The sequence below is a fragment of the Prevotella heparinolytica genome (genome assembly GCF_002998535.1).
Lineage (GTDB): Bacteria > Bacteroidota > Bacteroidia > Bacteroidales > Bacteroidaceae > Bacteroides > Bacteroides heparinolyticus.
Genome location: NZ_CP027234.1, coordinates 854,096 through 869,761 on the forward strand (window position 1 = coordinate 854,096; position 15,666 = coordinate 869,761).

Genomic DNA, 15,666 nt, shown 5'->3' on the forward strand with positions numbered 1-15,666 from the left:
CTTATTTCTTCAGTACCCACGCATTCTGATAAGCTTCATGCTTACGAATTTCATTTAAAGCCTGATAAGCTTCTGTTTCAGTACTGCACGACTGAATGCAGACACGCATCTTTCCGTCGCCAATAATGGCTTTTGCGCCAGAGAAGCCTTTTTGTATCAGGCGCTCTGCCATCAGATGTGCATCGTTTTCTGTTCCCACACTTGCAACAATGATATGATAGGGTAGGGTAGGAGAAACGGGATTGACACCCTCTGGAACATCCACTTTCATCGTAGCGGCTATTGTCGGACGAGGAACATTTGCTACGACTTTGGGCTTTACGGGCGCAACAGAAGCCGCCGGATTCTTTTTGTTTTCTGCTATCTTCGAAACGACAACCGGAGTAAAAGCCAGAGATTGCTTTTCTATCTTCTCAAAAAGCTCCTCAGGAAGTAGCTGCGCATAGTTTCCTTCTAACACTTCCGTGTTTTCCAGCGGAGTGGATAGCAGGAAGAATAGAACAATGACCGCTATCATAGCTACAGCATTCGACAAGTATGAACGGTTAACCTTGATTTCAAAGTTCTTTTTCTTATTCTTCTCTATTGTAGGAATCATTGGGATAATCTTCCCTCCGGTAAATTGCGTCAAAACAGATAGTTCTTTCATTTCAAAACTATCCAAGCCATACAAATAAGGGCTGGTGATTTTATCATCGTAAGGGATAAATTCATAAGTGCCATGAATAGAATAACGAAGTTCTCCTACATTAGACAAACCCACTTTTCCTTCTTCATGAAGAGTAGCAAAAATCCCCTCCACTTTTCTTTCTATCATCCGGGTAGCATCTGCAAAACTGGTGTTATAAACAGCCATATAAGATTGCACCAACACTCCATCATTCATCTTCAGTTGAGGATTGAAACCGATGATGCGGGTAGGGGGTAGGAAGAGATTCTCTTCTTCAATTCGTGTCGCTGAGGTATAGTGAGCAACAAAGCCGCCTAATCCAGGAACAATGACACAATCATTTTCCAATAATAACGCTTCTATATGTTGTGACAACTCAATCATGCAACAAAAATAACTGAAATATCGGATATAAACCAGTTCCCGGCGTTTTTTCTTATCAACAATTTATAAACAATACCCCCTCTTATAGTATAGGAAAAGCTTTTTCAAGCCAGACGAGAAAGAATCAGTTTTTTTTTATACATTTGCAATGTTTTATATACATTTCCAATGTAGAAAGATAGAAGCTTAGTGTTCTATAAATCAGAACCAGACCAAGCTATAATATAGAATAAAAAAGAAAATACATAAATCATTTTGAAAGAATGAACTACATACAGACAGAGATTGATGGTGTATGGCTGATTGAACCAAAAGTTTTTCATGATACACGCGGATATTTCATGGAGGCATTTAAAGAAGAAGAGTTTCGTATCCATATAGGAGATGTTCACTTTATTCAGGACAATGAATCTAAATCGTCTTTCGGAGTATTGCGTGGTTTGCATTATCAAAAAGCAGAATATAGTCAGGCCAAGCTGGTACGCGTTCTGAGTGGAAAGGTTTTGGATGTCGCTGTCGACTTAAGGAAATCATCTTCTACATTCGGAAAACACGTCAGCATGGAGTTAAGTGAAGAAAACAAACGACAGTTTTTCATCCCGAGGGGCTTTGCACATGGTTTTTTGGTACTGAGCGATGAAGCTGTTTTTACTTATAAAGTAGACAATGCCTATACCCCTCAATCCGAAGCATCTATTCGCTATAATGACGAAACGATCGGCATTGAATGGCCCATTGCTGAAGAGTTACTCATATTATCAGAAAAAGACAGACATGCCGTATCATTCAAAGATGCGGTTTATTATAAATAAACTATGAAAATAGCCATCGTTGGTACAGGGTACGTCGGTTTAGTGACCGGCACCTGTTTTGCAGAAATTGGTGTCAATGTGATTTGCGTAGACACTAACAGTGAAAAAATAAAAGCACTGGAAAAAGGCATTATCCCCATCTACGAAAATGGACTGGAGGAAATGGTAAGCCGTAATGTGAAGGCAGGTCGCCTGCAATTCACAACTTCTTTAGAGAGTTGTCTAAACGAAGTGGACGTTGTATTTAGTGCCGTAGGAACACCTCCCGATGAGGATGGTAGTGCTGACCTGAGTTATGTATTGGAAGTTGCTCGCACTATTGGACGAAATATGCAGAAGTATGTATTGGTGGTCACAAAAAGTACCGTACCTGTAGGTACTGCTCAGAAAGTGCGTGCAGCCATTCAGACTGAGTTGGACAAGAGAGGAGCAGACCTTGAATTTGATGTGGCTTCAAATCCGGAATTTTTGAAGGAAGGCAATGCCATCAATGATTTTATGAGTCCTGACCGTGTGGTAGTGGGAGTGGAATCGGAACGTGCAAAGGTGATAATGAGTAAACTTTACAAACCTTTCTTGCTAAATAATTTCCGTGTCATTTTTATGGATATACCTTCTGCCGAGATGACCAAATATGCCGCTAATTCCATGTTGGCCACTCGTATCAGCTTCATGAATGACATTGCCAATTTGTGCGAATTGGTAGGAGCAGATGTCAATATGGTACGTAGTGGTATAGGCTCTGATACTCGTATTGGACGTAAGTTCCTATATCCGGGCATCGGCTATGGTGGCTCTTGTTTTCCAAAAGACGTAAAGGCTTTGATAAAGACTGCCGAACTGAATGGGTATAAAATGAGGGTACTTCGAGCAGTAGAGGAAGTCAACGAAAACCAAAAAAACATCTTGTTTGAGAAACTCCAGAAGCATTTCAATAACAACCTGAAAGGAAAAACCATTGCTCTTTGGGGATTATCGTTTAAACCGGAAACAGATGATATGCGTGAAGCGCCGGCTTTGGTCTTGATCGACAAGCTATCGAAAGCCGGATGCAGCATACGGGCATACGATCCCGCTGCCATCAATGAATGCCGTCGCCGCATCGGTGATAGCGTATATTATGCAACAGATATGTATGATGCCACATTGGATGCAGACGCATTGATGCTGATTACCGAATGGAACGAGTTTCGTTTACCATCATGGGCAGTCATCAAGAAGGCTATGAAGCAGTTGCTAATACTGGATGGCCGTAATATTTATGACAAAAAAGAACTGGAAGAACAGGGCTTTACATATCACTGTATCGGCAAATAAGTTACAGAATATGATTATTGGAGTCGATGGAAATATAAAAATAAGAAAGGTGGAAATCACTCCGTCTTTCTTATTTTTATTTTACACAAAATTATGGATACTGCCTATCAAAGCTTAAAAACCACTACCGATATTCAGAATAAATATCTTGTAATGTGTAATAAAATCCCCAGCCACAATTCGATACGCTATCAATAAGCTTTTCAATCCGTTCGTAATAACAGGCTAACAATCCGTTGAGAAAGATAAAGCGCATAGCCTTGTTGAAATTTCCCTCCAGTGTTGTATAGAACTGTTCCCACATATCGCCAAATTCAAGTGTGTATTCGCATCCTTGTTCGATATAGAACAACATTAAATCGGCAACAGTGGTTGGCTCCGGTTTTAGTTTTTGAAAATCGGAAATGACTTTTCGACATTTGGCAAATGACGGCTTTTCGGAAAATCCACGAGTTGGGAAGAACTCGTTTCTGATAGCTTTCTTGCTCTTTTCTAATTCAGCGTTGCAATCTGGGGCAAGATAAAACTCCAGATAATCTTTTGCCTCTTTACGTGCATCGTATAGTTCAAGAACAATATCGGTTATCTGTTCTTTTGTAAGTGAAAACAAGTGTTTTTTTAGCTTTGCTTTTGACATAGATTGATTTTCAATTAATTGTGTATTTTACATTCTTGCTAATTTCCAAACAATCCTTTTTCTTCCATATATGCTTCCAATTGATATGTTATTAATCCAGCTGTTTTCTATAAACTGAATCCAATGTGTTTCCATCTTTGTCTTTCCATATCAACCAGCCATTATTACTGCTACCAATACAGAAATCTGCAGCAGTACTGGGACTTGAAAAAGTTTTATCTGATGTCAATACCAATATTCCGTTCTCAGTAGAAGTGTAATCTTGAAGCATCTTTTCTCGTTTTTCTTTCCAGTTGAAAGACGGAACCATTGTTTTGGCAACAGTACTTCCTTTTAGGACTGTAAAGCCATCGGAACTATAGAAGCCTTTTGCATTGCATCCTCTACCTTTGGTGTAGAATAGATGTTCTTCTTTGGGTTGTGATACATCAAAAATATTGCAACCGATAAATGATGCCAGAAACTTCACATCTTCGAAAAATTCATCCATTGAGTCCTGTTGATGCTCTGGTAGATTCGGTGCTTTAGAAATTTGTTTATTATCGCTTAAAACAAAAGCGTTTGCTTTCTTGGCTTCGGCTATCGCTTTATGTTCTAGGTATTGCACATCAACTTTAGTCATATCGGCGTCTTTCGATACGAATATGAGTGCTTTTTGCCAAAACGCTTTTTTGCTGTCGTGGTCTTTTACACGTTCTTTGAAATTTTCCGTTTCACCTATATATGCCTGCGGTTTTGTTGATTCATCTTCCCCCAGTAATATATAGAATGCAGGTTTTTGTAACTTCTCTTGTGTATTCAAATAGGAGAGATTAGAACGTGGTACGACAAACATTTGGCAAATTTTGTTGCTAATGAATGCGTATTGAGTTCCTTTAGGATCTCCGTCAATTAAATATGTTGTTACAGTCTTTCCCATAAATATGTCAAAATTCAATTACTTTGAGGTATAACTCATTTAAGAACTGACTTTTCTTAATGCAAATATACACTATTATAGAATATAATTCGCTATATTTGCATTATAAAATCATATCAAAGAATGAAACTGAATAGAATAAAGGCTGTATTATCTGAAAAAGGTATCTCTCAAACATGGTTGGCAAAAAAACTAGACAAGAGTTTCAGTATGGTAAATGCCTATGCTTGTAATCGGATTCAGCCAAATTTGGAAACCTTGCAACAGATTGCGGAGATATTACAAGTCGATTTGAAGGATTTGATAACCGATAAAAAAGAAAGATTACAATAGTATTTAATACGGTTAGGAGGTTCAGGTTTCTTTTGTAACCTGTTGCAGATGTGCCTATGAACTTCCGATAATATACAATATCAAGAACATGACTCCTGAAGAAAAAGCAAGAATAAAGATAGACCAGTGGTTTGCCGATGCTGGTTGGAAAGTAGTCAACAGGGAGGATTATGAACCTACTTGTACAGCTGTAGCCATAAGAGAAGGTTTATTGAAAGGAAATCTTGAAGCAGATTATTTCCTTTTCATTAATGGAAAAGCAGTAGGGGTACTTGAAGCTAAGCGTGAAGAAACAGACGCATTTGCTGAATGTCGATTTTACTACTCATTATTTATCCATGCGAATCAGTAGTTGAAATCCCTACTTGATTCAGTTAGTTAAAATGTTATTATTCAATTAATTATCTTGTCTGTTTGTTTCTTAATCTCCTTGGAAATCAGTATATTAGAAGAATAAAACCACTCATTGTTCTAATTATGATTCCCAAGGAGAAAGAGCTAAAACTTATAAAAATATATATGTACATCTGCGATATTTACCAGTCTTCACTGAAGTTTTACTGCCAGAGATTCAGTAATAATGCAAATCCTATCTTTACAGACCAGGAACTGCTTACCGTATATCTGTTTTGCGGAGCCTATCAGCGATACTTCCAAATCAAAGAGATACATACATTCACTGAAGAATATTTGCTCTCATGGTTCCCCAACCTACCTTCTTATCAGACATTCAACTATCGGTTAAACCTGATGAGTGAGGCAATTGGTGAACTTGTAAAGCATCTCATTACATTCTTTAAACCGGAGGATTGCGATTCTATGACATCACTTATTGACTCTATGCCCATTATTACCTGTGCAGGAAAGAATAAAACAGGAAAGGTAGCTACTGAAATTGCAACCAAAGGATACTGTTCTACAAAGAACATTTATTATTTCGGTCTAAAAATCCATGCTTTAGCCTTTCGTAGGGAAGGAACTATTCCATTTCCTGAAATGATTATCTTATCATCGGCAGAAGAGAATGATCTGACGGTTCTTAAAAGAGAAGCTGCTGACATCCTTATAAAAAGAAAAATCTTCGCTGATAAGATATACTCGGATTTCTCTTACTGGAGGAATAAGCAGCAAGAACAAGGAGTAACTATGCTAACTCCCGTAAAAGCAATAAAAGGGGAGGCTCCGGTTATTACTCAAAGAGAGAAAGCCGGAAGAGACCTGTTCTCTACTGCTGTTTCAAAGGTCAGACAACCCATAGAGTCGTTTTTCAACTGGCTGAATGAGAAAACAAATATTCAAAGAGCGATGAAAGTCAGATCAACATCCGGACTTTTAGTACATACGATGGGAAAAATTGCCATCGCATTCATTTATCTAATTTTTTAAAACAAGAATCAGAGACCAACTACTGATTCGCATTATCCGTTTATTTCGCCAAATCTGTTTCATCGCGTACCACCACGTACCATGACGTACCAGTGTGTCCACGACCTTTCCGACCTAAAATCGGAGAGTAACAAGCGAGCAACAAATGCGGTACAAAAATGAGCTGAAAAAGCCCTATAAACGATAACCATCGCTTATAAGGCTAAAAAGAAAGGCACTCAAAATGAACGCCTTGATAATCGTTGATGAGATATGCTAATCGTTGGTAATCACCACTTTACTTGCCGATGCAAAAGTTCTCAAAGATATTCTTAAGTACCATATCGTTTGTGACTTCTCCTGCAATGTCGCTCAAGTGGAAGATGCACTCTCGGATATCTTGTGAAATGAAATCTCCGGAAAGATTATCGGTCAGACCTTGCTGAACTCGTTGGATGGCTTCGAGAGCATGGGTTAGGGCCTCGTAGTGGCGGAGGTTTGTGACAATGACATCGTTCTGAGTTACGATCGGCAGATTGGCGGTAGAAACTAACATCTGTTTCAAGGCATCGATATTGGTTTGTTTTTTGGCGGAAATCGCAATGGATTGTATCTTTTCCGGAAAGGGGAGGGTAGAGGAAATGTCCGAAGGGTTTTCTACTAAATCGGCTTTGTTGAATACAAGAATAAGTTGTTTTCCTTCGCAACGAGGGAGTATTTGCAGGGATAGCTGTGATATCTGAGATGCAGTGTCAGTTGCATCAATCATCCATAGAACAATTTCTGCTTGTTCTAGTTTTTGGAAAGTACGTTCGATACCAATACTTTCAATAGTATCACTTGTCTCGCGGATGCCTGCCGTATCAATGAAACGGAAAGTGATACCACCAATGTTGACTGTATCTTCTATTACATCGCGTGTCGTTCCGTGGATATCGCTGACAATCGCCTTTTCTTCATTCAACAGTGTGTTCAGTAGGGTGGACTTGCCGGCATTTGTTTCACCTATTATGGCTACGGGGATACCGTTCTTTATAGCATTCCCCACACTAAAAGAGTGTACTAGGCGGGAAATAACTTTTTCTATGCCGTCGGCCAGTTGGCAGAGCTCGGATCGGTCGGCAAACTCCAGCTCTTCGTGGTCGCTGAAGTCCAATTCCAGTTCTATAAGGGAGGTGAAATGTAATAGCTGATTACGCAATGCGGTAAGTTCTTTACTGAAACCACCTCTCATCTGGTTCATGGCAAGACGATGGGTTGAGGCGGAGGAGGAAGCTATCAGGTCGGCTACAGCTTCTGCTTGACTTAAATCCATTTTGCCATTGAGGAATGCGCGTTGGGTATATTCTCCGGGTTGTGCCATGCGACAACCTTTTTTAATGAGTAGTTGCAGTATCTTTTGCATGATATAGCCGGAACCATGGCAGGTGATTTCGGTGCTATTCTCTCCGGTGTATGAATGTGGAGCACGGAATAAACTGATCAACACTTCGTCGATGATTGTTTCTTCTTCGTGAATACGACCGAAGGTGAGTGTGTATGGTTTACTTTCTTCCAATATCTTGCCGGGGGAGGCAGGGGTGAAGATGAGCGAGGTTATTTCTATTGCTTTCGGTCCGGAAACACGGATGCAACCTATGGCACCTCCTTGGGCGGTGGCTATGGCACAAATAGTATCTTGATTCATTTTGTTCTGTATATTTTACCTTTTGCAAATATAATGTTTTCTTTGCAAAAAAGGTTCGTCTGAAAAGTCCGTTACTTGTTTTATTTTTTCTCCCGACTTATCGTTCCTAAGGTGTGGGCTTATACTTTCCAAAGTGTGGGATTGTGTCTCCTGAAGTGTGGGGAGAACTCCTTTGAAGTGTGGGCATACGTTTCCTAAAGTGTGGGGTTACGGCTCGTTAAGTGTGGGCATAGGCTCACTGAAGTGTGGGGCTTAACAAAGAAAGGTCATATCAATACTCCGATGTAGAGTTTGAAATGACCTTTTAGAGGGGTGTGCTATAACGGCTATCGGTTGAATGGAGAGAGGCGTTGAAGCTGAACCAATGCCGTACTTGTTAGATACGATCGAGTACGGTTTTGATGAGCGTATCGATTGTATTCTTGTATCCGGTATTGGCTTCTTTTATCAACCGGTTGGCAATGACCATGCATACGGTCATCGCCTTGTGTCCCATCAGGCGGCTTAGTCCGGCCAGTGCAGAACTCTCCATTTCGAAGTTGGTAATGCGATATCCGTCGTATTCAAATTTTTCAATTTTCTCATTTTGGTGCGGGTCGGCCAATGGAATACGAAGCTCCCGGCCTTGCGGGCCGAAGAAGCCTCCGGCGGCAATGGTTACACCGCGCACCATGTCGTCTTGCGCAATACGATTTATCAATTCGGTGTCTGCGTCAATGACATAAGGAGCAGGTGCGCAGATATTGCCCGACCATCCCATATGGTTCAGGAAGGCACGCTCAAAGGGCAGGTCGCAAACAGAGTTGCGTCCAGCATAAAAGTTCAGCAGGCCATCAAAGCCGATGGACTTCTCGGAACATACGAATGTACCTACCGGCGTGTCGGGTTGCAGACCGCCACAGGTGCCGATGCGCACTACTTCAAGCTGACGCAGTTGAGGCTTCTCTTCGCGCGTATGGAAATCGATGTTGGCAAGAGCATCCAATTCGTTCATTACTATGTCGATGTTGTCACAACCGATGCCGGTGGAAACTACGGTAATGCGTTTTCCTTTATAAGTACCGGTCGCGGTTCTGAACTCACGGCTTTCCACTTCGCATTCTTTGTGCTCGAAATGAGAAGCTACTAATGCCACCCGCCCGGGGTCGCCTACCAGGATTACTTTGTCTGCCAGCCATTCCGGCTTTACGTGCAGATGGAAGACTGAACCATCTTCATTGATTATCAGTTCGGAAGAAGCAAAATATTTTTTCATTTTCGTAGATGCTTGAACTTATCTCTTTTAGAGGTTATTTACTTAACGGTTGATTGTTGTTGCCGGTTGCGGGCTTGGCTATATTTTCACGCATGGAAGTGTCGGCTTCGATGTTCTTCATGCGATAATAATCCATGATGCCGAGATTGCCGCTGCGGAATGCTTCGGCCATAGCTTTAGGCACTTCAGCTTCGGCCTCGATTACTTTGGCGCGGGCTTCCTGTGCTTTGGCTTTCATTTCCTGTTCGCTGGCCACTGCCATGGCACGGCGTTCTTCAGCTTTGGCTTGAGCTATGTTCTTGTCAGCATTTGCCTGATCTATTTGCAGGGCGGCACCAATGTTCTTGCCTATATCGATATCGGCTATATCAATAGAAAGAATTTCGAAAGCTGTTCCGGCATCCAGACCTTTGCGCAATACCAATTTGGAAATAGAATCGGGGTTCTCTAATACGGTTTTATGGTTCTCGGACGAGCCAATGGACGATACGATACCTTCGCCTACACGGGCCAAGATGGTGTCTTCTCCGGCTCCACCCACCAATTGGCGGATATTGGCGCGTACAGTGACGCGGGCTTTGGCTATCAATTGGATGCCATCTTTGGCAACGGCAGTTACAGGAGGTGTATCTATCACTTTGGGATTTACTGACATTTGCACAGCTTCAAACACATCACGACCGGCAAGGTCAATGGCAGTGGCCATTTGAAATGGCAACTCAATGTTGGCTTTGGAGGCAGAAACCAATGCATGTACTACTCTTTCCACATGTCCTCCGGCAAGGTAGTGCGCTTCCAATTCGTCTCGGGTGATATCTTTTAGGCCGGCTTTATGTGCTTCGATCATTCCCGGAACAATGATATAGGGAGGAACATTACGAATACGCATCAGGAAAAGCTGCACTAGCGAAATGTTGACTCCCGACACCTTGGCAGAAAGCCACAAGAAGAACGGTACGTAGTGGAAGAACAGTACCAGAAAAATAATGCCTCCTATGATAAGAAAGGCGGTCAGATACATTGTGTTTGGATCCATAAGTTATCAAGTATTAAGTGAATATTAGTTTTTTAGCTTTTCAACCATAAGTACCCCGTTCGTAATGCGGTTCACTACGATGGAAGTCTTTTCATCCAGAAAACCGTCGATGGATTTAACTTCTACAATGTCACCGTTGATTTCGGCATAACCGATAAGAGCCAGGCGAGTGGTAGTGACGCCTACGTCGCCCACCTTTACCCGTTCTTCGGCTGTGCGGTCTACTTTGGAAGTGATATCTTTTTTAAGCGAAAGCCTGTCCAATGTTTTTGAACGCATAAATCCGATTAATGAGCCGATGCAGGCCACGGCAGATATGGCCAGTGTTATGAAGCCTGCTGTTGTTCCCATTTGTACAAAAGCATAATAATTGGCAACGACAATGCATCCTCCTGCCAAGAAACCGGCAATACTGATGCCCGGAACAATGAATAGCTCCACTAAAAACAGAATGATAGCTGCAATGACCAATACTGCGATGATTAATATGTCCATGATTCTTTATTTATTTGATGACTTGTTTTTCGGTATTTCTCACTTTGACGATGGCTTGCTCCAATTCTGCCGACAATTGTTGAACCCTTTTCTCCAAATCGAGAATAGCGGCAGACATTCCGTCTTTTTCGTTTTTACCGGCATTGGCATATTCCGAGCGCATCTTTGCCAGCTTTTCCTGTTGCTGCTTGTAGCTTTTTTCCAATAGGACGTATTGGTTGTGCAGGGCTTTGGCCTGCGGAGACCGGAAATCGTCTGACCGGTAATACGTGTTGTTATCGTCAATGATGAATCGGAACTCGTGTTGTTGGGACGTTTTCGGTTTCTCATCGACCGACTTCTGCAATCTTTCCCGAGCAGCCGTAACGGCGTCAGTATTTGTCCATGTGTCTTTTATGGAGTGGATTTGTGCCAATGCAACTAATTTATCCTGTTGCATAGCCTCATAATTGTACACCTGTTTTGAGGTATTAGGGATAAACACATAAATGCAGACTTTATCTTCCGGTTGGTATCTGTCGGAGGCAAACCATCCCAGATTGTTGAATTCATCTATTACGTACATATAATCATTATAGGGGGAGTTGAAAGGCATGCCTACATTTTCCGGTGTCAGATAGGAATCCGTATTTGTATTGTATCGTGTGACAAAGATGTCATAGCCCCCCATCGAATGAAAACCGTCCGATGCATAATAGATGGTAATTCCGTCTGTGAGTACGTATGGATAACTCGCATTTATACCTTCATTGATGCTTTCGGGCAGGAGATTGCCGTTGCTCCACGCATCCAGCAGTTTGTTGCGTGAAAGTATGCTGAGCGTACCGTCCGGTTGCAGTTCGCTGTAGTATAGCTTGTTGCCCAACTCTGTTTCATATACGGTTCCCCCTTGTGTGTCGGAGTCTTTGAAGTAACTGTTGTACATGAAAAGTTTGCCTGATTCATGACTGAGCTTGTATGCTTCCAGAAAGTTTTCTTTGTCCACGACGAAACTGTCCACAAAGCAGACCTCCTCCACGCCTTTCAGCATGCGTAGGTTGCTTCTGCTCTTTTCCAATAACTTTTCGGCTTCTTGCGTGGGGCGTTTCCTCTTGTTTAAGTCCGAGATATAGGTTTCGTAGGTTTCGACGGCATCTTCAAAACGATATAAGTCATTGTATGCCCGTGCTAAATACAGTTGTCCGCTCGGAATGCGTTTCTTCACAGCTGTTTCCAGATATTTCAAGGCTTCGGTTGCTTCTCCGGTTTCCAGGCAACACACGCCGTACCACAAATTATAGTTGCCGTTTGCCGGTTGTGTCCTTACAAGTTTCTTAAATGCCGGTCTGGCTTTTTCGTATTCTTTCTTTTCATATAGAGCTTTTGCTTCAGCCAAAGTCTGTGCCGAAACTGTCATGTCCAGAAAGCCGAATAGAAAGAAAAATATATATATCTTTTTCATCTTGTAGTCTGCTGAATTTGTTCAGGATTTCAAAAATACAAATTTATCGGGAATAAAGCCTGTTTCCTTAATTCTATTATGTTAATTCTTCTTTAAATCGTTCTTTTCTCTTACTTTTGCAGCCGTTTATTCAACAACCCAAAAACAATCATTGTATTTATGGCGCAATTTTCCGAAGAAGAAAAGCTGCTGCGTCGCATAGAGAAGCGGTTCAGTAAAGGGGTGGTGGAGTATGGCCTGATCGAGGAAGGAGATAAGATACTCATCGGTCTTTCCGGCGGCAAGGACTCTTTGGCATTGGTCGAACTTTTGGCCAAACGTGCTCGGGTGTTCAAGCCGAGGTTCTCTGTCGTTGCTGCTCATGTGGTGATGAAGAATATCCCATATCAGAGTGATGTGGCCTATCTGAAAGAATATGTCGAGTCATGGGGCATACCTTTCGTCTTTTGCGAAACGGAATTCGATGCTTCTACCGATACTCGTAAGTCTCCTTGTTTCCTTTGTTCCTGGAATCGGCGCAAAGCGCTGTTTACTGTGGCCAAAGAGCAGGGATGCAATAAAATAGCATTGGGGCATCACATGGATGACATCTTGGAGACGTTGTTGATGAATGCCACCTATCAAGGAGCATTCAGCACAATGCCTCCCCGGCTTGTCATGAAGAAATTTGATATGACAATCATCCGTCCGATGTGTCTGGTTCATGAAGCAGATTTGATAGAATTGTCAAAGGCCAGAGGCTATCGTAAACAAGTGAAGAATTGTCCTTACGAGTCGCAGTCCAGCCGTAGTACGATGAAAGGCATTCTGAAGCAATTGGAAGCAATGAACCCCGAGGCGCGCTATAGTTTGTGGGGCAGTATGGCGAACGTGCAGGAAGAATTGCTCCCCCAAAAACGAACCACTGATCACTAACCCCTAACCGTTTATGAAAGCATTTTATACCATTCTATTGTTGATCGTATCCAACATTTTTATGACGTTTGCCTGGTATGGCCATTTGAAATTGCAGGAAACAAAAGTTATTTCCAGTTGGCCACTGTATGCTGTCGTCCTGTTTTCATGGGCGATTGCTTTGGCAGAGTATTCCTGTCAAGTGCCGGCCAACCGTATCGGTTTCATGGGAAATGGGGGACCGTTTTCTCTGATGCAGTTGAAAGTGATTCAGGAAGTGATTACTTTGATTATTTTTACTGTATTCACCACAGTCCTTTTCAAGGGAGAAACGTTGCATTGGAATCATTTTGCAGCTTTTATCTGTTTGGTTTTGGCAGTGTATTTCGTGTTCTATAAGTGATTCCGTGGTGTTTTACCCTCGTCGTCTTGTCTCGGCCTTTTTGTGAGAGTGGAAAGAACGCTTGCAGTAACAAAGGTGTATCTATATAAAAAATCTGTTGGCTGTACAGAATAAAAACGTTTGAGGTAAACAGTAAACTTGTTCGATGCTTGGATAAATCTCTGTTCGCACCGTGCGGATACAAAAACGCACACTGCGGACAAATATCCGCAATGTGCGAACGAATATCCGCGCACTGCGAATAAAGGTTCGAGTATAAAACGTGGGGTGATTCCCGTAAGTTGACGTATGTGGGGAAATCAGCAGGAAGAGAGGGAGTACCGAGGCGATGTTACATCAGCGAGAAGCGGTATGCAATAAGTAGAAGCTCCGGTAAGCAACGAAGAGGTTGCTCACATATACTTCTTCATGCCCTTGGTCAGGAACATTTGCAGTTTGCCTTTTTTATCTGCATAGATAAAACATGCGTCAATGTCAGGGTGCATGTCCGCAAAACGCTCCGCTTCTTCCAGCCCCATCACCATGAATGCTGTGGCATAGGCATCTGCGCTCATGCAATCTTTGGCAATGACCGTTGCCGACAAGATATTGTGCTGTACGGGATAGCCGGTACGCGGGTCGATGGTATGTGCATATTTTTTCCCGTCTTTGTAATAGTAGTTACGGTAGTTTCCGGAAGTGGCTATGCCCAAGTTCGTGACTTTCAAGATGGTTTGCAATTCTTGGTTTACTGCTAACGAATCGTCTACGGGTTTGTTTATGCCGATGCGCCAAAGCCCGTCCTGCGGATTCTTTCCACGGACAACCACTTCTCCTCCGATATCTACCATGAAGTTGCCGATTCCTTTTTTTTCTAATAGATGTGCTACGACGTCTACGGCATAACCTTTGGCCACGGCACTACACGAAAGCATGATACGTGGGTCTTGCTTCACCACTTTTCCTTTTGTGGATATTTGCACTTTATTATATCCTGTAATTTCCAGCAGACTGTCTATCACGACAGAGTCGGGGAATGCTCCTTTCTTGAATCCAAATCCCCATGCATTGGCCAATGGGGCAATGGTGATGTCGAAAGCGCCGTTGGTCTCTTTGGATATTTCCATGCTGCGATGAAATACGTTGATAAAAAAACTGTCGGCAATGATGTCTTCGTTTCGGTTGATACGGGTGATGATTGCCGTATCGTTGAAGGGTGAAAGCGAACCGTCGAAGCGTTTAAGTTCTGCTTCTATCTCCTCTTTCAGGCTTCTGTCATGTTGATAGGTCACCTTATATATTGTACCGAATATCAGTCCGCTGTCGGTCTGATAGGGGATTGGGCGGTTGTGGCGTGCCAATATCCAGATGGTGCCTAATAAGAGCAAGGCAATCCATAAGAAATTTCGTTGTACTCTTTTGTCCATTGTCGTAGTTGTTTGAAAAGAACTCTTTAAGTGAAAAACAAATGCTCAATCAGAATCTTGGCACCGATGGCGATAAGAATAAAACCACCGAAAAGCTCGGCGCGCAGCTTGCGGGCTATGCCGCAACCAAAACGGATGCCAAACATCAAACCCACCATCGACAGGATGAACGATACAAAACCTATGATGCTGATGGATGGTAGCAGTGTCTGGAAACTTTTGATATCCAGCAGAGCGAACGAGATGCCTACCGCCAAAGCATCGATACTTGTTGCCAAGGCCAATGTCAACACAACTTTCAGGCGGGTGGGGTCATATTCTTGCCTGCAATCTTCATCCTTAAAAGATTCTATCACCATTCTTCCTCCCAGAAAAAACAAGATGCCGAAAGCAATCCAATGATCTACACTCTCTATCAGATGGCTGAAAAAACCGGTTCCCATCCAGCCGAGCAGTGGCATAAGTGCCTGAAAGAAGCCGAAGAAGAATGCCATGATCAGCATGGGCTTCGGTCGGGTGCGTTTCAATATTATTCCACTGGCTATAGAAACGGCAAAGCAATCCATTGCAAGTCCTATAGCCAGTAGCCAGATATCTAATCCTGTCATAAAT

The 15,666-nt window shown here is 42.3% G+C and carries 16 protein-coding genes and 1 pseudogene; 7 read left to right on the forward strand and 10 right to left on the reverse strand.

Translation table 11 applies throughout. From position 1 onward, the window contains the following. Position 1: 1 nt before the first annotated feature. On the reverse strand, positions 2–1,054 hold the full coding sequence (locus C3V43_RS03485; protein ID WP_106068613.1) for an HU domain-containing protein: 1,053 nt from the start codon (positions 1,052–1,054) through the stop codon (positions 2–4). Positions 1,055–1,317: 263 nt separating this feature from the next. Here C3V43_RS03485 and rfbC point away from each other — a divergent pair, with 263 nt between their 5' ends. Beyond that, positions 1,318–1,866 carry a dTDP-4-dehydrorhamnose 3,5-epimerase gene (rfbC, locus tag C3V43_RS03490; protein WP_106068614.1) on the forward strand — a complete coding sequence of 183 codons (549 nt, stop codon included), beginning with the start codon at positions 1,318–1,320 and terminating at the stop codon, positions 1,864–1,866. 3 nt (positions 1,867–1,869) lie between these two features. After that, positions 1,870–3,183 carry a UDP-glucose dehydrogenase family protein gene (locus tag C3V43_RS03495; RefSeq protein WP_106068615.1) on the forward strand — a complete coding sequence of 438 codons (1,314 nt, stop codon included), beginning with the start codon at positions 1,870–1,872 and terminating at the stop codon, positions 3,181–3,183. A gap of 124 nt (positions 3,184–3,307) precedes the next feature. On the opposite strand, the gene C3V43_RS03500 is transcribed toward C3V43_RS03495, so the two are convergent. After that, positions 3,308–3,820, reverse strand: a complete 513-nt coding sequence (locus tag C3V43_RS03500; protein WP_106068616.1) for a DUF6155 family protein — start codon at positions 3,818–3,820, stop codon at positions 3,308–3,310. Positions 3,821–3,911: 91 nt separating this feature from the next. Then, positions 3,912–4,739, reverse strand: a complete 828-nt coding sequence (locus C3V43_RS03505) for a GIY-YIG nuclease family protein (protein WP_106068617.1) — start codon at positions 4,737–4,739, stop codon at positions 3,912–3,914. 123 nt (positions 4,740–4,862) lie between these two features. Between C3V43_RS03505 and C3V43_RS03510 the strand changes: the two genes are divergently transcribed. From C3V43_RS03510 to C3V43_RS03520, 3 genes and pseudogenes are all read left to right on the forward strand, one after another. Continuing rightward, entirely contained in the window at positions 4,863–5,072 is a 210-nt protein-coding gene (locus tag C3V43_RS03510) for a helix-turn-helix domain-containing protein (protein WP_106068618.1), read from the forward strand. Between the two features lie 88 nt (positions 5,073–5,160). Beyond that, positions 5,161–5,379 (forward strand): annotated as a pseudogene (locus tag C3V43_RS03515) (hypothetical protein); the annotation flags it as partial. Positions 5,380–5,549: 170 nt separating this feature from the next. Next, positions 5,550–6,458 carry a transposase gene (locus tag C3V43_RS03520; protein ID WP_234878149.1) on the forward strand — a complete coding sequence of 303 codons (909 nt, stop codon included), beginning with the start codon at positions 5,550–5,552 and terminating at the stop codon, positions 6,456–6,458. A gap of 277 nt (positions 6,459–6,735) precedes the next feature. Here C3V43_RS03520 and mnmE read toward each other — a convergent pair whose 3' ends face one another. The 5 genes from mnmE to C3V43_RS03545 form a co-directional block, all read right to left on the reverse strand. Then, positions 6,736–8,124, reverse strand: a complete 1,389-nt coding sequence (gene mnmE, locus C3V43_RS03525; protein WP_106068619.1) for a tRNA uridine-5-carboxymethylaminomethyl(34) synthesis GTPase MnmE — start codon at positions 8,122–8,124, stop codon at positions 6,736–6,738. Positions 8,125–8,500: 376 nt separating this feature from the next. Next, on the reverse strand, positions 8,501–9,379 hold the full coding sequence (locus C3V43_RS03530) for a nucleoside phosphorylase (RefSeq protein WP_106068620.1): 879 nt from the start codon (positions 9,377–9,379) through the stop codon (positions 8,501–8,503). A 34-nt stretch (positions 9,380–9,413) separates the two neighbouring features. After that, entirely contained in the window at positions 9,414–10,415 is a 1,002-nt protein-coding gene (floA, locus tag C3V43_RS03535; protein WP_106068621.1) for a flotillin-like protein FloA, read from the reverse strand. A gap of 24 nt (positions 10,416–10,439) precedes the next feature. Next, positions 10,440–10,910 carry an NfeD family protein gene (locus tag C3V43_RS03540; protein ID WP_106068622.1) on the reverse strand — a complete coding sequence of 157 codons (471 nt, stop codon included), beginning with the start codon at positions 10,908–10,910 and terminating at the stop codon, positions 10,440–10,442. A 10-nt stretch (positions 10,911–10,920) separates the two neighbouring features. Then, positions 10,921–12,351 carry a tetratricopeptide repeat protein gene (locus tag C3V43_RS03545; protein ID WP_106068623.1) on the reverse strand — a complete coding sequence of 477 codons (1,431 nt, stop codon included), beginning with the start codon at positions 12,349–12,351 and terminating at the stop codon, positions 10,921–10,923. 159 nt (positions 12,352–12,510) lie between these two features. On the opposite strand from C3V43_RS03545, the gene C3V43_RS03550 reads away from it, so the two are divergent. Beyond that, positions 12,511–13,266, forward strand: coding sequence for a PP-loop family protein (locus tag C3V43_RS03550; protein ID WP_106068624.1), 756 nt, complete (start codon positions 12,511–12,513; stop codon positions 13,264–13,266). 13 nt (positions 13,267–13,279) lie between these two features. Then, positions 13,280–13,648: a DMT family protein gene (locus C3V43_RS03555; RefSeq protein ID WP_106068625.1), complete on the forward strand. Its 369-nt coding sequence runs from the start codon at positions 13,280–13,282 to the stop codon at positions 13,646–13,648. Positions 13,649–14,040: 392 nt separating this feature from the next. On the opposite strand, the gene C3V43_RS03560 is transcribed toward C3V43_RS03555, so the two are convergent. Then, positions 14,041–15,054: an FAD:protein FMN transferase gene (locus C3V43_RS03560; RefSeq protein ID WP_106068626.1), complete on the reverse strand. Its 1,014-nt coding sequence runs from the start codon at positions 15,052–15,054 to the stop codon at positions 14,041–14,043. A gap of 26 nt (positions 15,055–15,080) precedes the next feature. Continuing rightward, entirely contained in the window at positions 15,081–15,662 is a 582-nt protein-coding gene (locus tag C3V43_RS03565; protein WP_106068627.1) for a manganese efflux pump MntP, read from the reverse strand. Positions 15,663–15,666 lie beyond the last annotated feature (4 nt).